A 16,846-nucleotide genomic window follows, 5' to 3' on the forward strand; every position below is an offset into this window, starting at 1 on the left:
GTCTAGGGCTCCAGCGTCGTGACGCCGCCGGGGCCGCCGATCAAAGCCCGGTCGGCGAGGTCGAGGAAGAGGCCGTGGTCCACCACGCCGGTGACGCTCTTCAGCGCCGCGGCCAGCGCCGCCGGCTCCTCGATCCGCCCGCAGGCTGCGTCATAGATGAGGTTTCCCTCGTCGGTTCGCACCGGCTGGCCGTCCCTGACGCGCAGGCGCGGCGCGACGCCGACGTCGCATTCGGCCAGGGCGTCGCAGATCCGCAGGGCCGTCGTCTGGTGGCCGAAGGTCACCACCTCGATCGGCAGGGGGTACTTGCCAAGGGTCGGGACCTGCTTGGCGGCGTCGGCGATGACGACGCAGCGCTTTGACGCCTCCCACACCAGCTTCTCGCGCAGCAGGGCCGCCCCGCCGCCCTTGATGAGCGACAGCCCGGGGCCGATCTCGTCGGCGCCGTCCACGGTCAGGTCGATCTGCGAGGTCTCGCCGAGCTCGGCGATGCGGATGCCGAGGCTGGCCGCCAGCTCGCCGGTGGCCTGCGAGGTCGGGACCCCGACGATGTCCAGCTTGCGGGCGGCCAGCGCCCTGACGAACCAGGCGGCGGTGGAACCGGTGCCCAGGCCCACCACCATGCCGCTCTCGACCAGCGCCGCGGCGGCTTCGCCCGCGGCCTTCTTCTGCGCCTCGGCGTCGCTCATTTCTTCCCCCTCGCCGCCTTCTCGGCCGACTTCTTCTCACGGAACGCCCGCGCCCATCCGGCCTTGTCGGCCTGGGGGCTGCGCTCGAGCGCCAGGGCGTGGTCCGGCACGTCCCTGGTGATCACCGAGCCGGAGCCGGTCATGGCCCCCGCGCCGATCGTGACCGGCGCGACGAGGGCCGTGTTCGAGCCGATGAAGGCGCCCTCGCCCACCACCGTCCGGTATTTGAAGAAGCCGTCGTAGTTGCAGAAGATCGTGCCGGCGCCGATGTTCGCGCCCGCGCCGACCTCGCCGTCCCCCAGGTAGGACAGGTGGTTGGCCTTGGCGCCCTTGCCCACCGCGACGTTCTTCACCTCGACGAAGTTGCCTATGTGGGCGTCCGGCCCGATCTCGGCCCCGGGCCGCAGGCGGGCGTAGGGGCCGACGAGGGCGCCCTCCCGGACCACCGCGCCTTCCAGATGGCTGAACGCCCGGATCACGGCGCCGGTCTCGACCTTCACGCCGGGCGCGAAGACCACGAACTGTTCGACCACGGCGCCCGGCGCGATCTCGGTGTCCCAGGCGAAGTGCACGGTCTCGGGCGCCGGCATCCCCACGCCCTCGGCCAGGAAGTGGGCCCGCCGGCGCTGCTGGAAGACCGCCTCGGCCTGGGAGAGCTGCATCTGGGTGTCGGCGCCCATCACCGCGGTTTCGGAGGCGATGTGCGCCCGCACCGTCAGCTCCTCGGCGTTCGCCTCGGCGACGATCCCGGTGAGGAAATACTCGCCCTTCGGATTGTCGTTGGTCAGCCGCGACAGCCACCGGAACAGGTCGGCGCGGTCGGCCACGTACATGCCGGCGTTGCAGAGGCGGACCGCCCGCTCCTGCTCGCTGCACTGGCTGGGCTCGACGATGCGCAGGACGTGGCCGTCCGCCCCGCGGATCAGCCGGCCGTAGAGCAGCTGGTCCTGCGGCTCGAAGCCCATGATCGCCAGCGCCGCGCCGCCCGCGCGCAGCTCGAACAGCGGCTCCAGGTCCGACGCCTGCAGCAGCGGGCAGTCGCCGTTCACCACCAGCACGTCGCCGTCGTAGTCGGCCAGGGTGTCGGCGGCGCAGAGTACGGCGTGGCCGGTGCCGAGCGGCGGGTCCTGCAGCACGGCGGCGCCCTCGCCTAGGCGCCGGGCGACCAGCGCCCGCACCTCGGGACTGTGGTTCCCGACGATGACGTGGATGCGCTCGCAGCCGGCCGCCTGGACCGTGTCGATGATCCGGTCCAGCAGCGTGCGTCCGCCCACCTTGTGCAGCACCTTGGGGACCGGAGACTTCATCCGCGTGCCTTGGCCGGCGGCCATGATTACGGCGGCTCTCGCGGTCATGCGGCTGGGCTCCCGGGCGGCGACGAGTCAACGATGCCGAACGCCTTAGCAAGCCTTGTGGCGCCGCGCGACAAGAGGCTAGCTTTCGGCACGTTTCCGGAACCCGAGCGCAGCAGCACCCCCGCCCATGGCAGACAGCATCCTCGAAGGCGCCGTCGTCGCCTTCGATCTCGACGGCACCCTCGTCGACACCGCGCCCGACCTGATCGGGACGCTGAACGTGCTGCTGGCCGAGGAAGGCGTGCGGCCCTTCCCGCTGGAGCAGGCGCGGCCGTTCATCGGCAAGGGGGCCCGCTGGCTGATCGAGCGCGGCTTCGCCGAGGCGGGCGCTCCGCTGGAGGCCGAGCGGGTCCCGGCGCTGTTCGACCGGTTCATCGCCCACTACCTGGAGCACATCGCCGACGAGAGCCGCCCCTTCCCCGGCTGCGTGGAGGCGCTGGACGTGCTGCGCGGTGCTGGGGCGCGGCTCGCGGTGTGCACCAACAAGCTGACCGGGCTTTCGGCCTCGCTCCTGGACGCCCTGGGCCTGGCCGACCGGTTCGAGGTCATCGTCGGGGCTGACGCCGCCCCGGCGATCAAGCCCGATCCGCGGCATCTCGCCGCCGCGGTCGAGGCCGTGGGCGGGCAGATGGGCCGCACCATCATGGTGGGCGACGCCGCCACCGACGCCGGGGCGGCGCGCGCCGCAGGGGCGGGCCTGATCCTCGTCAGCTTCGGCTACACCGAGACGCCCGTGGCCGAGCTCGATCCAGACGTCCTGATCCACCATTTCGACGAACTGCCGGGCGCCTGCGAAAGGCTCCTGGGCGCTTGCGGCGCGTAAGCCTTCCGGCTATACGCCCCCTCCTCCCGCGCGCCCAACCGAAGGGCGCGCTCCGGCGGATGCGTAGCTCAGCGGGAGAGCACCTCGTTCACACCGAGGGGGTCACAGGTTCAATCCCTGTCGCATCCACCATTCTTCCCCCAGACTACAGACGCCGATCACCCCACCCGCGGTCCGCCACGGGCTCGACGAGCATGGGGCGTCGGCGGGCGTCTCAGGGGCTAGGGCGCTGTCGCCCGGACCTGTTCAGATGCACCGCGACCGATCGGCGACTCCGCCCAACTCGACTTGCGCCCCTCATGCGTCCGGTCCGCCCTCGACGGCGGTTCCCGGCTGATCGCGGCGCACCCAGGTCGCAGCGCCGGCCGACGCGATGGCGACGCATCCCACCGCCAGCCATTGGGTGACGCTCAGCGTCTCGCGAAGGACCAGGAATCCGGCGACGGCGGCGACCGCAGGGGCGCTGCTCACCAGAAGGCCGAACACCCGCGAGGGGAGGCGCCGCAACGCGAACATCTCGAGCAGGTAGGGCAAGGCGCTCGACAGCACCGCAACCGCGACGCCGAGCGCCAGGGTCGCAGGGAGAAACATGGCCGCGTCGACGCGCGGAACCGCCAGCGGGGCGGTGAGCATCGTCGCCACGATCATGCCGATCGCAACGGCCCTCCCCCCGGAGAGGCGGCCCGAGACCCGTTTGCCGAAGACGATGTAGAGCGCCCAGCATCCCGCCGCCGCCAGGGCGAAGGCCACCCCCCGCGGGTCCAGCGCCGCGCCCGACCAGGCGTCACGGAGCAGAAGGTAGAGCCCGGCGGCGGCCAGGAGCGTCCAGACGTGGTCCGCCAAGCGTCGCGTCGCGGCCAGGACCACCGCCAGCGGCCCCAGGACCTCGATCGCGACCGCGACGCCGATGGGGATCAGCTTGAAGGCCTGGTAGATGCAGAGGTTCATCACGCCAAGGGCCGCCCCGTACAGCAGGAGGTCGGGCCAGACGTCACGGATCGAAAGTCCGCGCCAGGGGCGCAACAGCACGCCGAGCAGGATCGCGGAGAACGCGATCCGCATCGCCACCGCGCCTTCCACGCCCACGATCGGGAACAGGTTCTTGGCGAGGGCCGCGCCCAGGTTCTGCGAGATCAGCCCCACGGCCACCGCGGCGGCCGGCAGGGCGCTGGCCCCGCCGCTCACCGGGCGCTCTCCGACGGGACGTCGCGCGCTGCGGAAGATTGCGGACGGCCATCCAAACGCCTGATCCCCCCGTTCGACGCGGACATGCCACGCGCCGGCCGGCGCGGTCCAGCGCGGCGGGGCCCGTCCTACTGCGAGCCGAGGCGCCGCGCGAGGGACGCGTCGAGCGGCATCGGCCGGCCGCCGTCCCGCGCCTCGTCCATGCGCCGGAAGGCGTCCTGGACGTAGCGGACCCCCATCCAGCGGAACGGCTCCGGCTCCCAGCGACGCGAGCGGCGCGAGGCGATCGGCAAGGTCCGCAGGTCGCTGTCCCGCCCCAGCAGGATGTCCGAGAGGAGCCGGGCGCTGAGGTTCGTGGTCGAGACCCCACGCCCCGTGTAGCCGTAGAGGCAGGCGATCCGCTGCTCCGGGTCGAAATCGACCGAGGGCGTCCAGTCGCGTGTGACGCCGAGGTGACCGCCCCAGGCGTGGGAGAACGAGTCCTCGTCGAGCACCGGGAAGAACCCGCGCAGCTCGTGGCGCATCTTCTCCTCGGTCCGCCGCAGCTGGGCCTCGCCGCCCTCCGTGGCCGACCCGTAGACGTAGGGCGCGCCCCGGCTGCCGTAGAGGATCCGGCCGTCCGGCGTCTTGGTGAAGTAGTTCACCGTGAAGGCCTGCGAGCCGATGCCCTCGCCCCCTTGCCAGCCGATCGCGTCCCACTGTGCGGCGGACAGGGGCTTGGTCATGACGATCGTCGACGACATCGGCAGGACCGCCCGCTCCCAGCCGGGAAGCTTCGGCAGGTAGGCCTCGGCGGCGAGCACCACCGCGCGCCGCGCCGTGACCACGCCCCCCTCCGTGACCGCCCTCGGCGTCTGGCCGGGTTCGACGCGCCGGACCCGCGTCCGTTCGAAGATCACGCCGCCGCGGCGCTCGACCGCGCGGGCCAGCCCGCGGGCCAGCTTGGCGGGGTGGACGGCGCCGCTGAACGGCGTGAACAGGCCGCCCGCCATTCCCGGGACGCTCACCCGGGCGCGGGCCGCCTGGCCGTCGAGCAGGCGATGCTTCTCTCCGAGGCCCAGGCGCTCATAGGCGGCATGGGTCGCGCGCACGCTGGCCATCTGGGCCTCGCCCTGGGCGAAGCTGAGAATCCCGTTGATGCGGAAGTCGGCGTCGATGCCCTCGGCCTCGCAGACGCGGCCCACCTCGGCGACCGCCCCCACGCTCGCCTCGATCGTGGCGCGGGCGACCTCGGCTCCGTAGCGGCGCTCAAGGACGCCGGGATCCACGGGGAAGCGGGACGAGCACCAGCCGCCGTTGCGGCCGGAGGCGCCGTATCCGGCGATCTCCGCCTCGAGGACGGCGACGCTGAGGCCCGGCTCCTTGGACAGGAGATAGTAGGCGGTCCACAGGCCCGAATAGCCGGCCCCGACGATGGCGACGTCGACCGTCAGGTCCTCGGTCAGCGCCGGGCGGGGAGTCAGCGGTTCGCCAACGGTCTCCAGCCAGTAGCTCAGGCCCTCATAGGTCACGAGTCAGGCCTTCTCGTCGAAGATGATGTAGATCTTCCGCAGCGTTTCCTCGACGCGCCACACGCCGCCGGTATTGGCCGGGAAATAGACGCTCTGACCCGCCTCGATCCGCACGGGATCGCCCGCATCCGGCTCGAACACCGCCTTGCCGGCGAGGAACGTGCAGAACTCGGCCTGGAGGACCTGGCGGCGCCACACTCCAGGCGAGCATTCCCAGACGCCCGTACGGGCGCCGGACTGCGCCGTGAAGCTGCGCACGCTGACGCCGGAGACGGGCTCGCCGAGCGGGACGGGCACGGGGGTCGGAGGCGGCAGCTCGGTCAGCAACTGGTCGGAACGGAACGAGATGATGGACATGCGTCGGCTCACTTCATGGTCGGGATGACGAAGCTCTGATCGAGCACGGGGCCCGCGCTCGGCCAGCGCTGGGTCACGGTCTTGGTGCGGGTGTAGAAGCGGACCCCGTCCATCCCGTACTGGTTGAGGTCGCCGAACCCGGAGCGCTTCCACCCGCCGAAGGAGTGGTAGGCCACCGGCACCGGGATCGGCACGTTGATCCCGACCATCCCCACCTCGACCCTGCTGGCGAAAGCCCGCGCCGCCTGGCCGTTCCGCGTGAAGATCGCCACGCCGTTGCCGTAGGGATGCCGCGAGGCCAGCCCGATCGCCTCTTCCAGGCTTTCGGCCCGCACCATCTGCAGCACCGGGCCGAAGATCTCGTCCTGGTAGGTCCGCATTTCGGGACGCACGCGATCGAACAGCGTCGGTCCCACGAAATAGCCCTGCTCGTAGCCCTGCAGGCTGAAGCCGCGGCCGTCCACGACCAGCTCGGCGCCTTCCTCGGCGCCCAGGCCGATGTACTGCTCGATGCGCGCCTTGTGCTGGGCGCTGACCACCGGGCCGTAGTGGGCGTCGGGGTCGGTGGAGACGCCGATCTTCAGGCCGGCGACGGCGTCGACCAGGCGCTCGCGCAGGGCGTCCGCCGTCTTCTCGCCGACCGGAACGACCACCGGAAGGGCCATGCAGCGCTCTCCCGCCGAGCCGTAGGCCGCGCCTATGATGTCCGCCGTGGCCTGGTCGAGATCGGCGTCGGGCAGCACGATCCCGTGGTTCTTGGCGCCGCCCATCGCCTGGACCCGCTTTCCGGCGGCCGCGGCGCGCGCGTAGACAGCCTGGGCGATGTCGGACGAGCCCACGAAGCTGACAGCCTTGATGTCGGGGTGATCAAGGATGGCGTCGACCGCCGCCTTGTCGCCGTGGACCACGTTCAGCACGCCCGCGGGAGCCCCCGCCTCCATCATCAGCTCGGCCAGCCGCACCGGGACCGACGGGTCCTTCTCGGACGGCTTGAGGATGAACGCGTTGCCCGTCGCGATCGCCGGGCCGAACATCCACATCGGGATCATGGCCGGGAAGTTGAACGGGGTGATGCCGGCGACCACCCCCAGGGGCTGGCGCATCGAGTAGACGTCGATCCCCGGTCCCGCGCCTTCGGTGTGCTCGCCCTTGAGCAGGTGCGGGATGCCACAGGCGAACTCGATCACCTCCAGCCCCCGCTGGATGTCGCCCTTGGCGTCCGCCACCACCTTGCCGTGCTCGGAGGCGAGCAGCTCGGCGAGCGCCTGCATGTCGCGCTCAAGCAGGCGCTTGAACTCGAACATGACGCGGGCGCGGCGCTGCGGATTGACCGCCGCCCATGCCGCCTGGGCGCGCACGGCGTCCGCGACCGCCAGGTCCACGACCGTGGAGTCGGCGAGGCCCACCCGGGCCTGCACCTGCCCGGCGTTGGGGTCGAACACGTCGCCGTACCGGGCCGGTTCGCCGGCGTACGGCCGGCCGCCGATGAAATGCGGAATGCTGCGCAAGGCGATACTCCAGATGTCAGGTCAGATCGGGCGCAGGACGCGCTCGAGGAACTCGCGGGTCCGGGGATGCTGCGGATCGGTGAGGAGCTGTCGCGCCGGCCCCGCCTCGACGATCCGCCCCCCGTCCATGAACAGGACCCGGTCGGCCACCTCGCGCGCGAAGTCCATCTCGTGGGTGACGATCACCATCGTCATCCCCTCGGCCGCGAGATCGCGCATGATGCGCAGGACCTCGCCGACCCGCTCGGGGTCCAGCGCCGACGTCGGCTCGTCGAAGAGGATGGCGTCCGGCTTCATGGCGAGCGCCCGGGCGATCCCGACGCGCTGCTGCTGGCCGCCGGAGAGCTTCGCCGGATAGGCGTCGGCCTTGTCGCCCAGCCCCACCCGCTCCAGCAGCGCCTGCGCCTCGCGCCTCGCCTCGGCCGGATCCCGCTTCTGGGCGTGGATCGGCCCCTCCGTCACGTTCTCGATCACGGTGCGGTGGGGAAAGAGGTTGAAGCGCTGGAACACCATCGCCAGCCGCGCCCGGATCGCCGGCAGCGTGGCCGCGGAGACCTTCACCCCCTCCACTTCGATCTCGCCGGCGTCGTGCGTCTCGAGGCCGTTGATGCACCGCAGGACCGTCGACTTCCCCGAGCCGGAGGGCCCGATGAGGCAGACCACCTCGCCCTGCGCGACTTCGAAGCTGACGTCCCGGAGGACGTGATTGGCGCCGAAGGCCTTGCTCAGGCCGCTCACCCGGATCATCGCCGCGCCATCCGCTTTTCGAGCCGGTGGACCAGGAAGGTCAGCGGCAGGCTCATGGCCAGGTAGAGGAGCGCGATCAGCGTGTAGACGGTCATGTTCTGGAAGGTGGAGATGGCCAGCAGCTGGCCGGCGCGGGTCAGTTCGGCCACCGTGATCGTCGAGGCGATCGAGGAGTCCTTTAGGAGCATGATCGAGGTGTTGCCGAACGGCGGCAGGGCGGTGCGGATCGCCAGCGGCAGGATCACCCGCCGCATGATCATCCCCTCGCTCATGCCCAGCGACCGCGCGGCCTCCACCAGGGCCGGGTCCACGGACTGGATGCCCGCGCGGAAGTTCTCCGCCTGATAGACCGAGTAGGCGACGCCCAGGCCGATGATCCCGGCCCACATCGCATCGAGCGAGAGGCCGAACTCGGGCAGCACGAAGTAGACGTAGAACAGCTGCACGATGATCGGGATGCCGCGGAGCACCACGACGGACGTGCGGCTGATCCCCCGCAGCGCCGCAAACCTGGACTGGCCGAGCAGCGCCCAGCCGAGGCCAAGGAGGAGGCTGAGCGCCAGGGCGCCCAGGCTGATCAGGACGGTGACGCCCATCCCCCGCCCGAGGATGGGCAGGAAGCTGATGGCCTGGCTCAGGAAGTCTCCCATCAGAGTCCCCACTTGGCGAGGATGGGCGGGAGGGTCGAGCCGCGGATCGCCGCGATCGCCGTGTTGATCCGGTCGAGCAGCGCGCGATCGTCCTTCCGCAGGATCAGGCACACATCCTCGAGCGCCGTCGGCCGGTAGCTCTCGACGAGGCGCAGGGCCTTGCTGCGCGTGACCCGCAGGTAATACCGCAGGATCGGCTCGTCGCCGTAGGCGGCGTCCAGCCGCTTCAGCCGGACGTCTCGCAGGATGTCGCTCAGGTTGTCGTAGGTCTTCACCCCGGACACGCCCGCGGCCTTGAGCTGATCGACGAAGCGCGAGCCGACCTGGGCGCCCACCCGCAGCCCGCGAAGGTCCTCCAGGCGGCCATAGTCCCGCGGGTTCCCGGCGGCGACCACCAGCCCCCCGCCGTAGGCGTAGACCGGGTCGGAGAACGCCACGATCCGCTCGCGCTCGGGCGTGCGGAGCATCGCCGCCGCGATCACGTCGATCTTGCGCGCCGTCAGCGACGGGATGAGGGCGGAGAACGGCACGACCTGAAGGGCGACCGGCGCGCCGGCCTCGGCGGCCGTGGCCTCGACGATGTCGATCATCGCCCCCGTCAAGGCGTTGGTCTCCACGTCCAGGAAGCTGAACGGAACGCCTGTGGCCGAAGAGCCGACGATGAAGCCGCCGGCGGCGCGCACGTCGGTCCGCTCGGCGCAGCCGCCCGTGACGAGCAGGCCGGCCCCAAGGCCGGCGAGCGCGCTCCGCCGCGACCAGCCGCCGCCCGGATCATGCCGCATCGACATGGAAGCAGAGCGACTTCGTCTCGATGTAGTCGCGGACGCCATATAGCGAGCCTTCCCGGCCGAGACCGGACTCCTTCACGCCGCCGAAGGGCGCGACCTCCGTCGAGATGAGGCCGGTGTTCACCCCCACCATCCCGTATTGCAGCGCCTCGCCGATCCGCCAAGCGCGCGCGGAGTCGCGGGTGAAGAGATAGGCCGCAAGGCCGGCCGCCGTGTCGTTGGCCAGGCGCACGACCTCGGCCTCGTCCTCGAAGCGGACCAGGCCGGCGACGGGACCGAAGGTCTCCTCCCGGCAGAGCAGGGCGTCGGGGGGCACGTCGCAGAGCACCGTCGGTGCGAAGAACGCCCCCGCGCCGTCCAGTCGCGCGCCGCCGATGCGCGCCACAGCGCCTCGCGCCAGCGCATCGGCCACGTGGGCTTCGACCTTCTCGAGCGCGCGCGCATCGATCAGCGGCCCCTGCTGGGTTTCCCCCGCCAGGCCGTCTCCCGCGACCAGGGCGGCGGCTGCGGCCGTCAGCCGGTCGGCGAAGGCGTCGTACACGCCGGCCTGGACGTAGATGCGGTTGGCGCAGACGCAGGTCTGTCCGGTGTTGCGGAACTTCGAGGCCATCGCCCCGGCGACCGCCGCGTCCAGGTCGGCGTCGTCGAAGACGATCAGCGGCGCATTGCCGCCCAGCTCTAGGGAGACGCGCTTCACCGTCCCGGCGCAGCGCGCCGCCAGCATCTTCCCGACCGCGGTCGAGCCGGTGAAGGTGAACTTGCGGACCCGCGGATCGGTCGTCAGAACCGCGCCGATCTCGGGCGCATCGCCGGTCAGGATATTGAGCACGCCCGGCGGCACGCCCGCCTCCTGCGCCAGCACGCCCAGGGCGAAGGCAGAGAACGGGGTCAGCTCAGAGGGCTTCAGCACCACGGTGCAGCCGACCGCCAGCGCCGGGCCCACCTTCCGCGTGATCATGGCGGCCGGGAAGTTCCAGGGCGTGATCGCGCCGACGACCCCCACCGGCTCGTGGGTGACCACCAGCCGCTTGTCGGGCAGGTGGCCCGGGATGGTGACGCCGTAGACCCGTCGGGCTTCCTCGGCGAACCATTCGATGAAGGACGCGGCGTAGGCCACCTCCCCGCGCGCCTCGGCCAGCGGCTTGCCTTGCTCGGCGGTCATCAGCCGCGCGAGGTCCTCGGCGTGGAGCAGGATCAGGCCGTGCCAGCGCTTGAGGATCTCGGCGCGGGCCTTCGCGCCGAGCGCGCGCCACGCCGGGAAGGCGGACGCTGCGGCGGCGACCGCCGCCTCGGCCTCGGCGCGACCCAGCCGCGGCGCGTGCGCCAGCACCCTCCCGGTCGCGGGATTGAGCACATCCAGCTGCGAGGCGCCGGAGACCCAGCGCCCATCGATCAACGCGGCTTCGCGCAGCAGGTCCGGCCTGCGGAGCGACAGCCGGGCCGCCTCGTCGGTCCGGGGAGCGGCGGCGGTCACGGCGCCACGTCCCGGAGAGCGCCTTCCAGGATGTCCATCCCCTCGGCCAGCACCTCGTCCGAGACCGTCAGCGGCACGAGCAGCCGGATGGTCTCGCCGTAGCGGCCGCAGGACAGCAGCACCAGCCCCGCGTCCAGCGCGCGGGAGACGACGGCCTTCGCCGCCGCGCCGTCGGGCTCGTCGCCGCCACGGCTCTTGAGCATGTCGAACGCGACCATCGCGCCCGGGCCGCGCGGCTCCGAGATGGGCGCGACGTCGTTGCGGGCGGCGATGGCCGACAAGCGTCGGCGCATGGCCGAGCCGATCGCGCCGGCGCGCTCGAGCAGCCCCTCCTCGGCGATCACGTCGAGCACGGCGAGCGCCGCCGCGCAGGCCACCGGCGAGCCTCCGTAGGTGCCGCCCAGTCCGCCCGGGTCCACCACGTCCATCAGGTCGGCGCGGCCGATGACCCCCGACAGCGGGAAGCCGCCGGCCAGCGACTTGGCGACCGGCACGAGATCCGGCTCCACCGGATAGTGCTCGATGCCGAACATCTTGCCGGTGCGGGCGAAGCCGGTCTGGACCTCGTCGGCGATGAGCAGGATTCCGTGCTCGTCGCAGACGCGGCGCAGCGCCGTCATCAGCTCGACCGGCGCGGGGTTGAAGCCGCCCTCCCCCTGCACCGGCTCGATGATGATCGCGGCCACGCGGTCAGGGGCCACGTCGGCGGCGAACAGCAGATCCAGCGCCCGCAGGGTGTCGTCGACGCTGACGCCGGCGCGGCTGCCCGGGAACGGCAGATGGTAGAGCTCGGCCGGCGACGGGCCGAAGTTCTTCTTGTAGGGCGCGACCTTGCCGGTCAGGCCCATGGTGAGCATGGTCCGGCCGTGGAACGCGCCGGTGAAGGCGATCACGGCCGTGCGGCCGGTGGCGACCCGGGCGATCTTGACGGCGTTCTCCACCGCTTCGGCGCCGGTGGTGAAGAACAGCGTCTTGGCCGGTCCCTTGAACGGCGCCAGCGCGTTCAGGCGCTCGGCCAGTTCGATGTAGGGCTCGTAGGCCATGACCTGGAAGGCGGTGTGGGTATAGGCGTCCAGCTGGGCCCGGACGGCCTCGATCACCTTCGGATGCCGGTGGCCGACGTTGAGCACCGCGATGCCGCCTGCGAAGTCCACATAGCGCCGGCCGTCGGCGTCCCAGATTTCCGCGTTCTCGGCCCGCGCGGCGAACACGGGTGTGGCGGTGCTGACGCCGCGCGAGACGGCGGCGGTGCGGCGGCTGAGAAGTTCGGCGTTCCGGGACACGGGGAGACTCTCGAAGGTACAGGTTCCGACCCGCAGCCTCGCCAAATCCCCGGCCGGCCAACAGGCGACAACGCCGCCGAAAACGGTGACTTCCAGTCACCACATCGCTGCGATAGGCGCCCAAACGAAATCGCCCTCCGCACGAGCATGCGGAGGGCGATGCGGGGCCTTCAGCCCGACAGGGGGAGGTCTGTCAGGGCTTCTGGTACGCCACCTTGCCGTCGATGATCGTCATCGCCGCCTCGATGCCGGGGAGCTGGTCGGGCGTCGCCGTCAGCGGATCCTGCGACAGCACGACCATGTCGGCGAGCTTGCCGACCTCGAGGCTGCCGCGGTCCTTCTCCATGAAGTTGGCCTCGGCGCCCCAGATGGTGAACATGCGTATGGCGTCCATCACCGAGATCGCCTCTTCGGGCTGGACGACCGTGCCGTACTTGGTGTCGCGGCGGATCGCCCGGCTGATCGAGAACATCGGCGCCGTCGCGAAGTTCTGGGTGCCGATGGTGTCGACCCCCCCGGCCGGGTGCATGCCCTTGTCGATCATGGTCTTGAGGGCGAAGAACTTCACGTCCGGCTCGCGCACGTTGACGTCGGTCAGGCGCCACAGGAAGGCGACCTGCGGCGACGGGATCACCCCGCCCTTCACCATCCGGTCCAGGCGCGCCTCGGTCCGCTCGGGGTCCTGGGTCAGGAAGTGGCCGAAGTGCTCGATCCGGTGCCGCGCGTCCGGCCTCGGCGCCGCGGCCTGCGCGGCCTCGAAGGCGTTGAGGGCCATGTCCTGCGCACGGTCGCCGTTGGCGTGCACGTGGATCTGCCAGCCCGCCTTGTGCCCCTGCAGGATCTGATCGCTGAGCTCTTCCTGCGTGAAATTGGTGCCGCCGTAGTTGTCCGGCATCCAGGTCGTGCCCGAGCCGTTCCAGTGCGGCCGGTAGGTGTAGGCGGTCGTGCCCCACACCCCGTCGGCGGCGAACTTCAGGGCGCCGAGCTGGAGCCACTCGTCGCCGAGGCCCGTGCGCGCGCCGCTCTCGAGCAGCCCCGGCAGGCGGTTGCCGACCAGGCGCTTGTAGTCGCGGACGAAGAAGTTGAGGCTCACCCGCACCGGCAGGCGGCCCTCGTCTTTCAGCTCCTGATAGGCCCTCACCGTCAGCGGCGCGGCGTAGTCCGAAACCGTGGTGACCCCCTTCTTCAGATAGAAGTCGGTCATGATGGTGCGCACGCCCTCCTTCAGCTCCTCGGGCGTGAGGGTGCGCAGCTTGGGCCAGGGCGCGGGGGCGTCCCGGATGATCATCACCTCGCCCGTCTTGGTGCGCTCGTAGCGGCCCATCCCGTCCTTGGGATCGGGATAGTCCTTGGTGAGCCCCATCGCGACGGCCGCGGCATGGTTGATCATGGAGTCGTGGGCGCTCCAGATCAGCCGCACCGGGTTGTCCGGGAAGGCCTTATCCAGCGCCTCGCGGGTGGGCATGATCTGGTTGTAGGTGCCCTGCCCGATGATCCACGCACCCTTGGGAAGCCCCTTCGTCTTCTCCTTGAGGGTCGCGATGATCTCCTTCCCGCTCTTCAAGGGCGGGGCATGCACGTTGATGTGCAGCGCCTCGACCTCCGCCATGCCCGCCATGTGGGAGTGGGAGTCGATGAAGCCCGGCAGGACCGTCTTGCCGCCCACGTCGACGACCTTCGTCTCCGGCCCCCGCCACGCGGCCAGGCCGGCCGCGTCGCCGATCGCCGCGATCCGGCCGTCGCGCACGGCGACGGCCTCGGCGATCGTGCCCTTCCCGTCCACCGTCACGACCTTCCCGTTGACCAGCAGCAGGTCGGCGTAGGCGGTAGGCGCCGCCAGCGCCGGCGTAGCGCCGATGGCGCAGACGCTGGCGAGGCCGGTGACGAGCAGACGCAGGCGGGCGTTCATCGTAGCTCTCCTCGAACGGGTCGCGACTAGTAGCGGGCGGTCGCCTGGATGCCGATGACCCTCGGCTTGGCGGCGGTCGCCAGCCACAGCGGTCCGCGGATGTAGGTCGGCGCGTTGCTGAGGTAGGACACCTCGTTCAGCGCGTTCTCCACATAGGCCTCCACGGTCACCAGCGGCGTCACGTCGACGCCGACCCGCAGGTCGAGCTGGCTCGTGCCATAGCCGCCGCCCCGCGTCGGGTCGTACAGCGAACTCATCGGGTTCTGGTAGGGGTACGGACCGTCCTCCGCCGACTTCGACGTGTACTGCGCCCGGGCGAAGGCGTCCCGGCCGAAGGCCATGAAGCTGTAATCGGCGGCCAGGTTCACGGTCCAGGGCGTGGCGCCCAGCGACTGGCCCTCGAACACCAGCGGCGAGGTGCCGACGATGATCGTCTTCTCGTACTCGGCGTCGGTGTAGCCCACGGCCGCTGTGAGCGTGAGGTTGTCGGTCGCCCGGAAGCTGACGCTCAGGTCGCCGCCCTGGCTGACCGCGCTGGCGGTGTTGGCCACGAGGCTGAAGGCGCAGGGCAGGCGGATCTGCTGCTGAATGTCCTTCCACTTGGTCCGGAACACACTGGCCTGGAACGTGACGCGGCGCTCGAACAGGGCGCTCTTCACGCCGAGTTCGTAGGTGTCGGTCTTGTCGGAGTCGTAGGTGTTGCCGCCGTCGATCCCCAGGGTCGCCAGATCGGCCTCGCAGATGTCCGGCACCGCCTTGTTCACGCCGCCCGCACGGTAGCCGCGAGCGTAGGAGCCGTAGACGAGGGTGTCCTCGGACTGCTGCCAAGACAGCGCCACGCGCGGGGTGAACGGCTTCTCCTTGAGCGTGCCGGCCGCCGTGGAGATGCCGCCCGCGTAGGAGACGCCCCGCTCGACGATGTCGAAGTCGATGGTGTCACGCGAGTAGCGCGCGCCGACGCTGAGCGTCAGCCCCTCCAGGAGGGTGACGTCCACGTTGCCGAAGGCGGCCAGCGTCTTCTCGATCGTGTTCTCGTTGCCGTAGTAGCGGTGGATCCCGTCGACCATGAACGGCGTGGCGGCGAGCGGCCGGCCGAAGCGGATGGCGTACGCATCCGGATAGTGCGCCGACGTGATCGGAAGGTCCGACTTCAGCGAGCTGCGCGAGTAGTAGACGCCCGCGGTCCACCGCACCCGGGCCGACGGGTCGGCGCTGGCGAGGCGGAGCTCCTGGGTGAACAGGCGCTGTTCGGTGTCGGGGTTCTGGTAGGTCTGCAGTTCGCGGCCCGGGATGACCGGGAAGAGCCAGTTGTTGCCCAGGGACACGCGGTCGTTGTTGTAGGTCGCGTCGTTCAGCTGGATCACGTGGCGGTAGAGGTACGAAGTGACCGAGGTGAAGGTCACCGGTCCCTTGTCTGCCACCATCTTCAGCGACGGGAGGTAGAACTTGTCGCTGCCCGGCTGGGCGATCGTCGAGTAGCTGAGGAACTTGCCGTCGTCCGGGTCCGCCACGCCGCGCGGGCACGGATCGAAGCCGGGCGCCAGGGGCAGGCTGTCGGGGCAGGCCGAGTAGAGCGGCGAGCGGTCGTTCTGCTTGACGTTCTGGTAGAACAGGCTCGGCTGGATCGACATCCAGTCGACCGGCTTGAAGTTCAGGGCCGCCCGGAAGACCGTGGACTCGGTCGAGTTCACGTTGCTGTGCCGCTCGGTCGGATCCTGCCAGTCCTGGCGATCGATCCACCCGCCCTCGTCGCGGTAGAGGAAGCTGGCGCGGAAGCCCAGGCGGTCCTCGACGATCGGGCCGCCGGCGGCCACGCCCAGCTCGTAGCTGGCGTCGCCGTCCTCGACGACGCTGGCGCGGGCCCGCGCCATGGCGGTGTAGCGGGTGACGCTCGGCGTCGGGGTGATGAAGCGGATCGCGCCGCCCTGCGAGCTGGCGCCGAACAGGGTTCCCTGCGGGCCGCGCAGCACCTCGATCCGCTCAAGATCGAAGATGTAGGGAATGGTCGAGCCGGAATAGTTGATCGAGGCGTTGCGAGCCTGGATCGGAGTGTCGTCGATGTAGACCGCGGCTGTCGCGGCGCCGGCGGTGGACTCGATGCCCCGGATCGACACGCGCTGGACGCTGCGCCCGCCGCCGTCGTTCGGGATGTCCACCCCCGGCGTCTGGAGCGCCACGTCCCGGATGTCGCGGATGCCGCGCTTCTCGATCGCCTCGGGCGTGTAGGCGCTGACCGACAGCGGCACCTTGTCGAGACGGACGGCCTGCTTGGTGGCGGTCACGACCACCTCCGACACGTCGATGGAGCCCCCTTCCGCCTGGGCCGCGGCGGCGGTTCCGGCGAATCCGCCGAGCAGCGCAGCGGCGGCGCCGCTCAGCAACCGAACACGTCGTGAATTCGTCATCGTCATCTGTCAGACCCCTTTGGCGACGTCGGACCTCGCACGGCCGCGGCCGTTGGATCCTGTTATGGCGAAGACCCCCCGCAGGGCCTCATGGGGAGTTTCCGCGTTTGGCGGCCCCGGGGGAGGTGTCATCGGAAGCGCATTTGGTGACTCCAAGTCACC

14 protein-coding genes and 1 tRNA gene are annotated in these 16,846 nt (G+C 70.8%); 2 read left to right on the top strand and 13 right to left on the bottom strand.

Annotation, left to right across the window (positions count from 1 at the left end):
• Positions 1-2 precede the first annotated feature (2 nt).
• Together rpiA and glmU are read right to left on the bottom strand one after the other, a co-directional pair.
• Positions 3-689, bottom strand: coding sequence for a ribose-5-phosphate isomerase RpiA (rpiA, locus tag PHZ_RS10920; protein ID WP_012522542.1), 687 nt, complete (start codon positions 687-689; stop codon positions 3-5).
• A complete protein-coding gene (gene glmU, locus PHZ_RS10925; protein ID WP_012522543.1) occupies positions 686-2,044 on the bottom strand; it encodes a bifunctional UDP-N-acetylglucosamine diphosphorylase/glucosamine-1-phosphate N-acetyltransferase GlmU in 1,359 nt (452 codons plus the stop codon). Before glmU ends, rpiA begins: the two co-directional genes overlap by 4 nt.
• A gap of 127 nt (positions 2,045-2,171) precedes the next feature.
• Here glmU and gph point away from each other — a divergent pair, with 127 nt between their 5' ends.
• On the top strand, positions 2,172-2,867 hold the full coding sequence (gene gph / locus PHZ_RS10930; RefSeq protein WP_012522544.1) for a phosphoglycolate phosphatase: 696 nt from the start codon (positions 2,172-2,174) through the stop codon (positions 2,865-2,867).
• Between the two features lie 57 nt (positions 2,868-2,924).
• Positions 2,925-2,999: transfer RNA gene (locus PHZ_RS10935), tRNA-Val, on the top strand.
• Between the two features lie 165 nt (positions 3,000-3,164).
• Here PHZ_RS10935 and PHZ_RS10940 read toward each other — a convergent pair.
• The 11 genes from PHZ_RS10940 to PHZ_RS10990 form a co-directional block, all read right to left on the bottom strand.
• Positions 3,165-4,052, bottom strand: coding sequence for an EamA family transporter (locus PHZ_RS10940; RefSeq protein WP_012522545.1), 888 nt, complete (start codon positions 4,050-4,052; stop codon positions 3,165-3,167).
• A 128-nt stretch (positions 4,053-4,180) separates the two neighbouring features.
• Complete coding sequence (locus tag PHZ_RS10945; protein WP_012522546.1) at positions 4,181-5,563, bottom strand: NAD(P)/FAD-dependent oxidoreductase; 1,383 nt, start codon at positions 5,561-5,563, stop codon at positions 4,181-4,183.
• A gap of 3 nt (positions 5,564-5,566) precedes the next feature.
• Complete coding sequence (locus PHZ_RS10950) at positions 5,567-5,920, bottom strand: cupin domain-containing protein (protein ID WP_012522547.1); 354 nt, start codon at positions 5,918-5,920, stop codon at positions 5,567-5,569.
• Between the two features lie 8 nt (positions 5,921-5,928).
• The gene (locus tag PHZ_RS10955; RefSeq protein WP_012522548.1) at positions 5,929-7,428 is read right to left on the bottom strand and encodes a CoA-acylating methylmalonate-semialdehyde dehydrogenase; all 1,500 of its coding nucleotides are present in this window, start codon (positions 7,426-7,428) and stop codon (positions 5,929-5,931) included.
• 21 nt (positions 7,429-7,449) lie between these two features.
• Positions 7,450-8,175 (bottom strand): amino acid ABC transporter ATP-binding protein, encoded by a 726-nt coding sequence (locus PHZ_RS10960; protein ID WP_012522549.1) that lies wholly within the window; start codon positions 8,173-8,175, stop codon positions 7,450-7,452.
• Complete coding sequence (locus PHZ_RS10965) at positions 8,172-8,825, bottom strand: amino acid ABC transporter permease (RefSeq protein WP_012522550.1); 654 nt, start codon at positions 8,823-8,825, stop codon at positions 8,172-8,174. The genes PHZ_RS10960 and PHZ_RS10965 overlap by 4 nt, the downstream gene beginning before the upstream one ends.
• Positions 8,825-9,613: a substrate-binding periplasmic protein gene (locus tag PHZ_RS10970; protein ID WP_187149069.1), complete on the bottom strand. Its 789-nt coding sequence runs from the start codon at positions 9,611-9,613 to the stop codon at positions 8,825-8,827. Before PHZ_RS10970 ends, PHZ_RS10965 begins: the two co-directional genes overlap by 1 nt.
• Complete coding sequence (locus PHZ_RS10975; protein ID WP_012522552.1) at positions 9,597-11,087, bottom strand: NAD-dependent succinate-semialdehyde dehydrogenase; 1,491 nt, start codon at positions 11,085-11,087, stop codon at positions 9,597-9,599. Before PHZ_RS10975 ends, PHZ_RS10970 begins: the two co-directional genes overlap by 17 nt.
• Positions 11,084-12,370, bottom strand: a complete 1,287-nt coding sequence (gene gabT / locus PHZ_RS10980; protein ID WP_012522553.1) for a 4-aminobutyrate--2-oxoglutarate transaminase — start codon at positions 12,368-12,370, stop codon at positions 11,084-11,086. Before gabT ends, PHZ_RS10975 begins: the two co-directional genes overlap by 4 nt.
• Positions 12,371-12,563: 193 nt before the next feature.
• Entirely contained in the window at positions 12,564-14,279 is a 1,716-nt protein-coding gene (locus PHZ_RS10985) for an amidohydrolase (protein ID WP_041373439.1), read from the bottom strand.
• Between the two features lie 26 nt (positions 14,280-14,305).
• Entirely contained in the window at positions 14,306-16,690 is a 2,385-nt protein-coding gene (locus tag PHZ_RS10990) for a TonB-dependent receptor (RefSeq protein ID WP_012522555.1), read from the bottom strand.
• Between the last annotated feature and the right edge of the window lie 156 nt (positions 16,691-16,846).

It is taken from the genome of Phenylobacterium zucineum HLK1, assembly GCF_000017265.1.
GTDB classification, from domain to species: domain Bacteria; phylum Pseudomonadota; class Alphaproteobacteria; order Caulobacterales; family Caulobacteraceae; genus Phenylobacterium; species Phenylobacterium zucineum.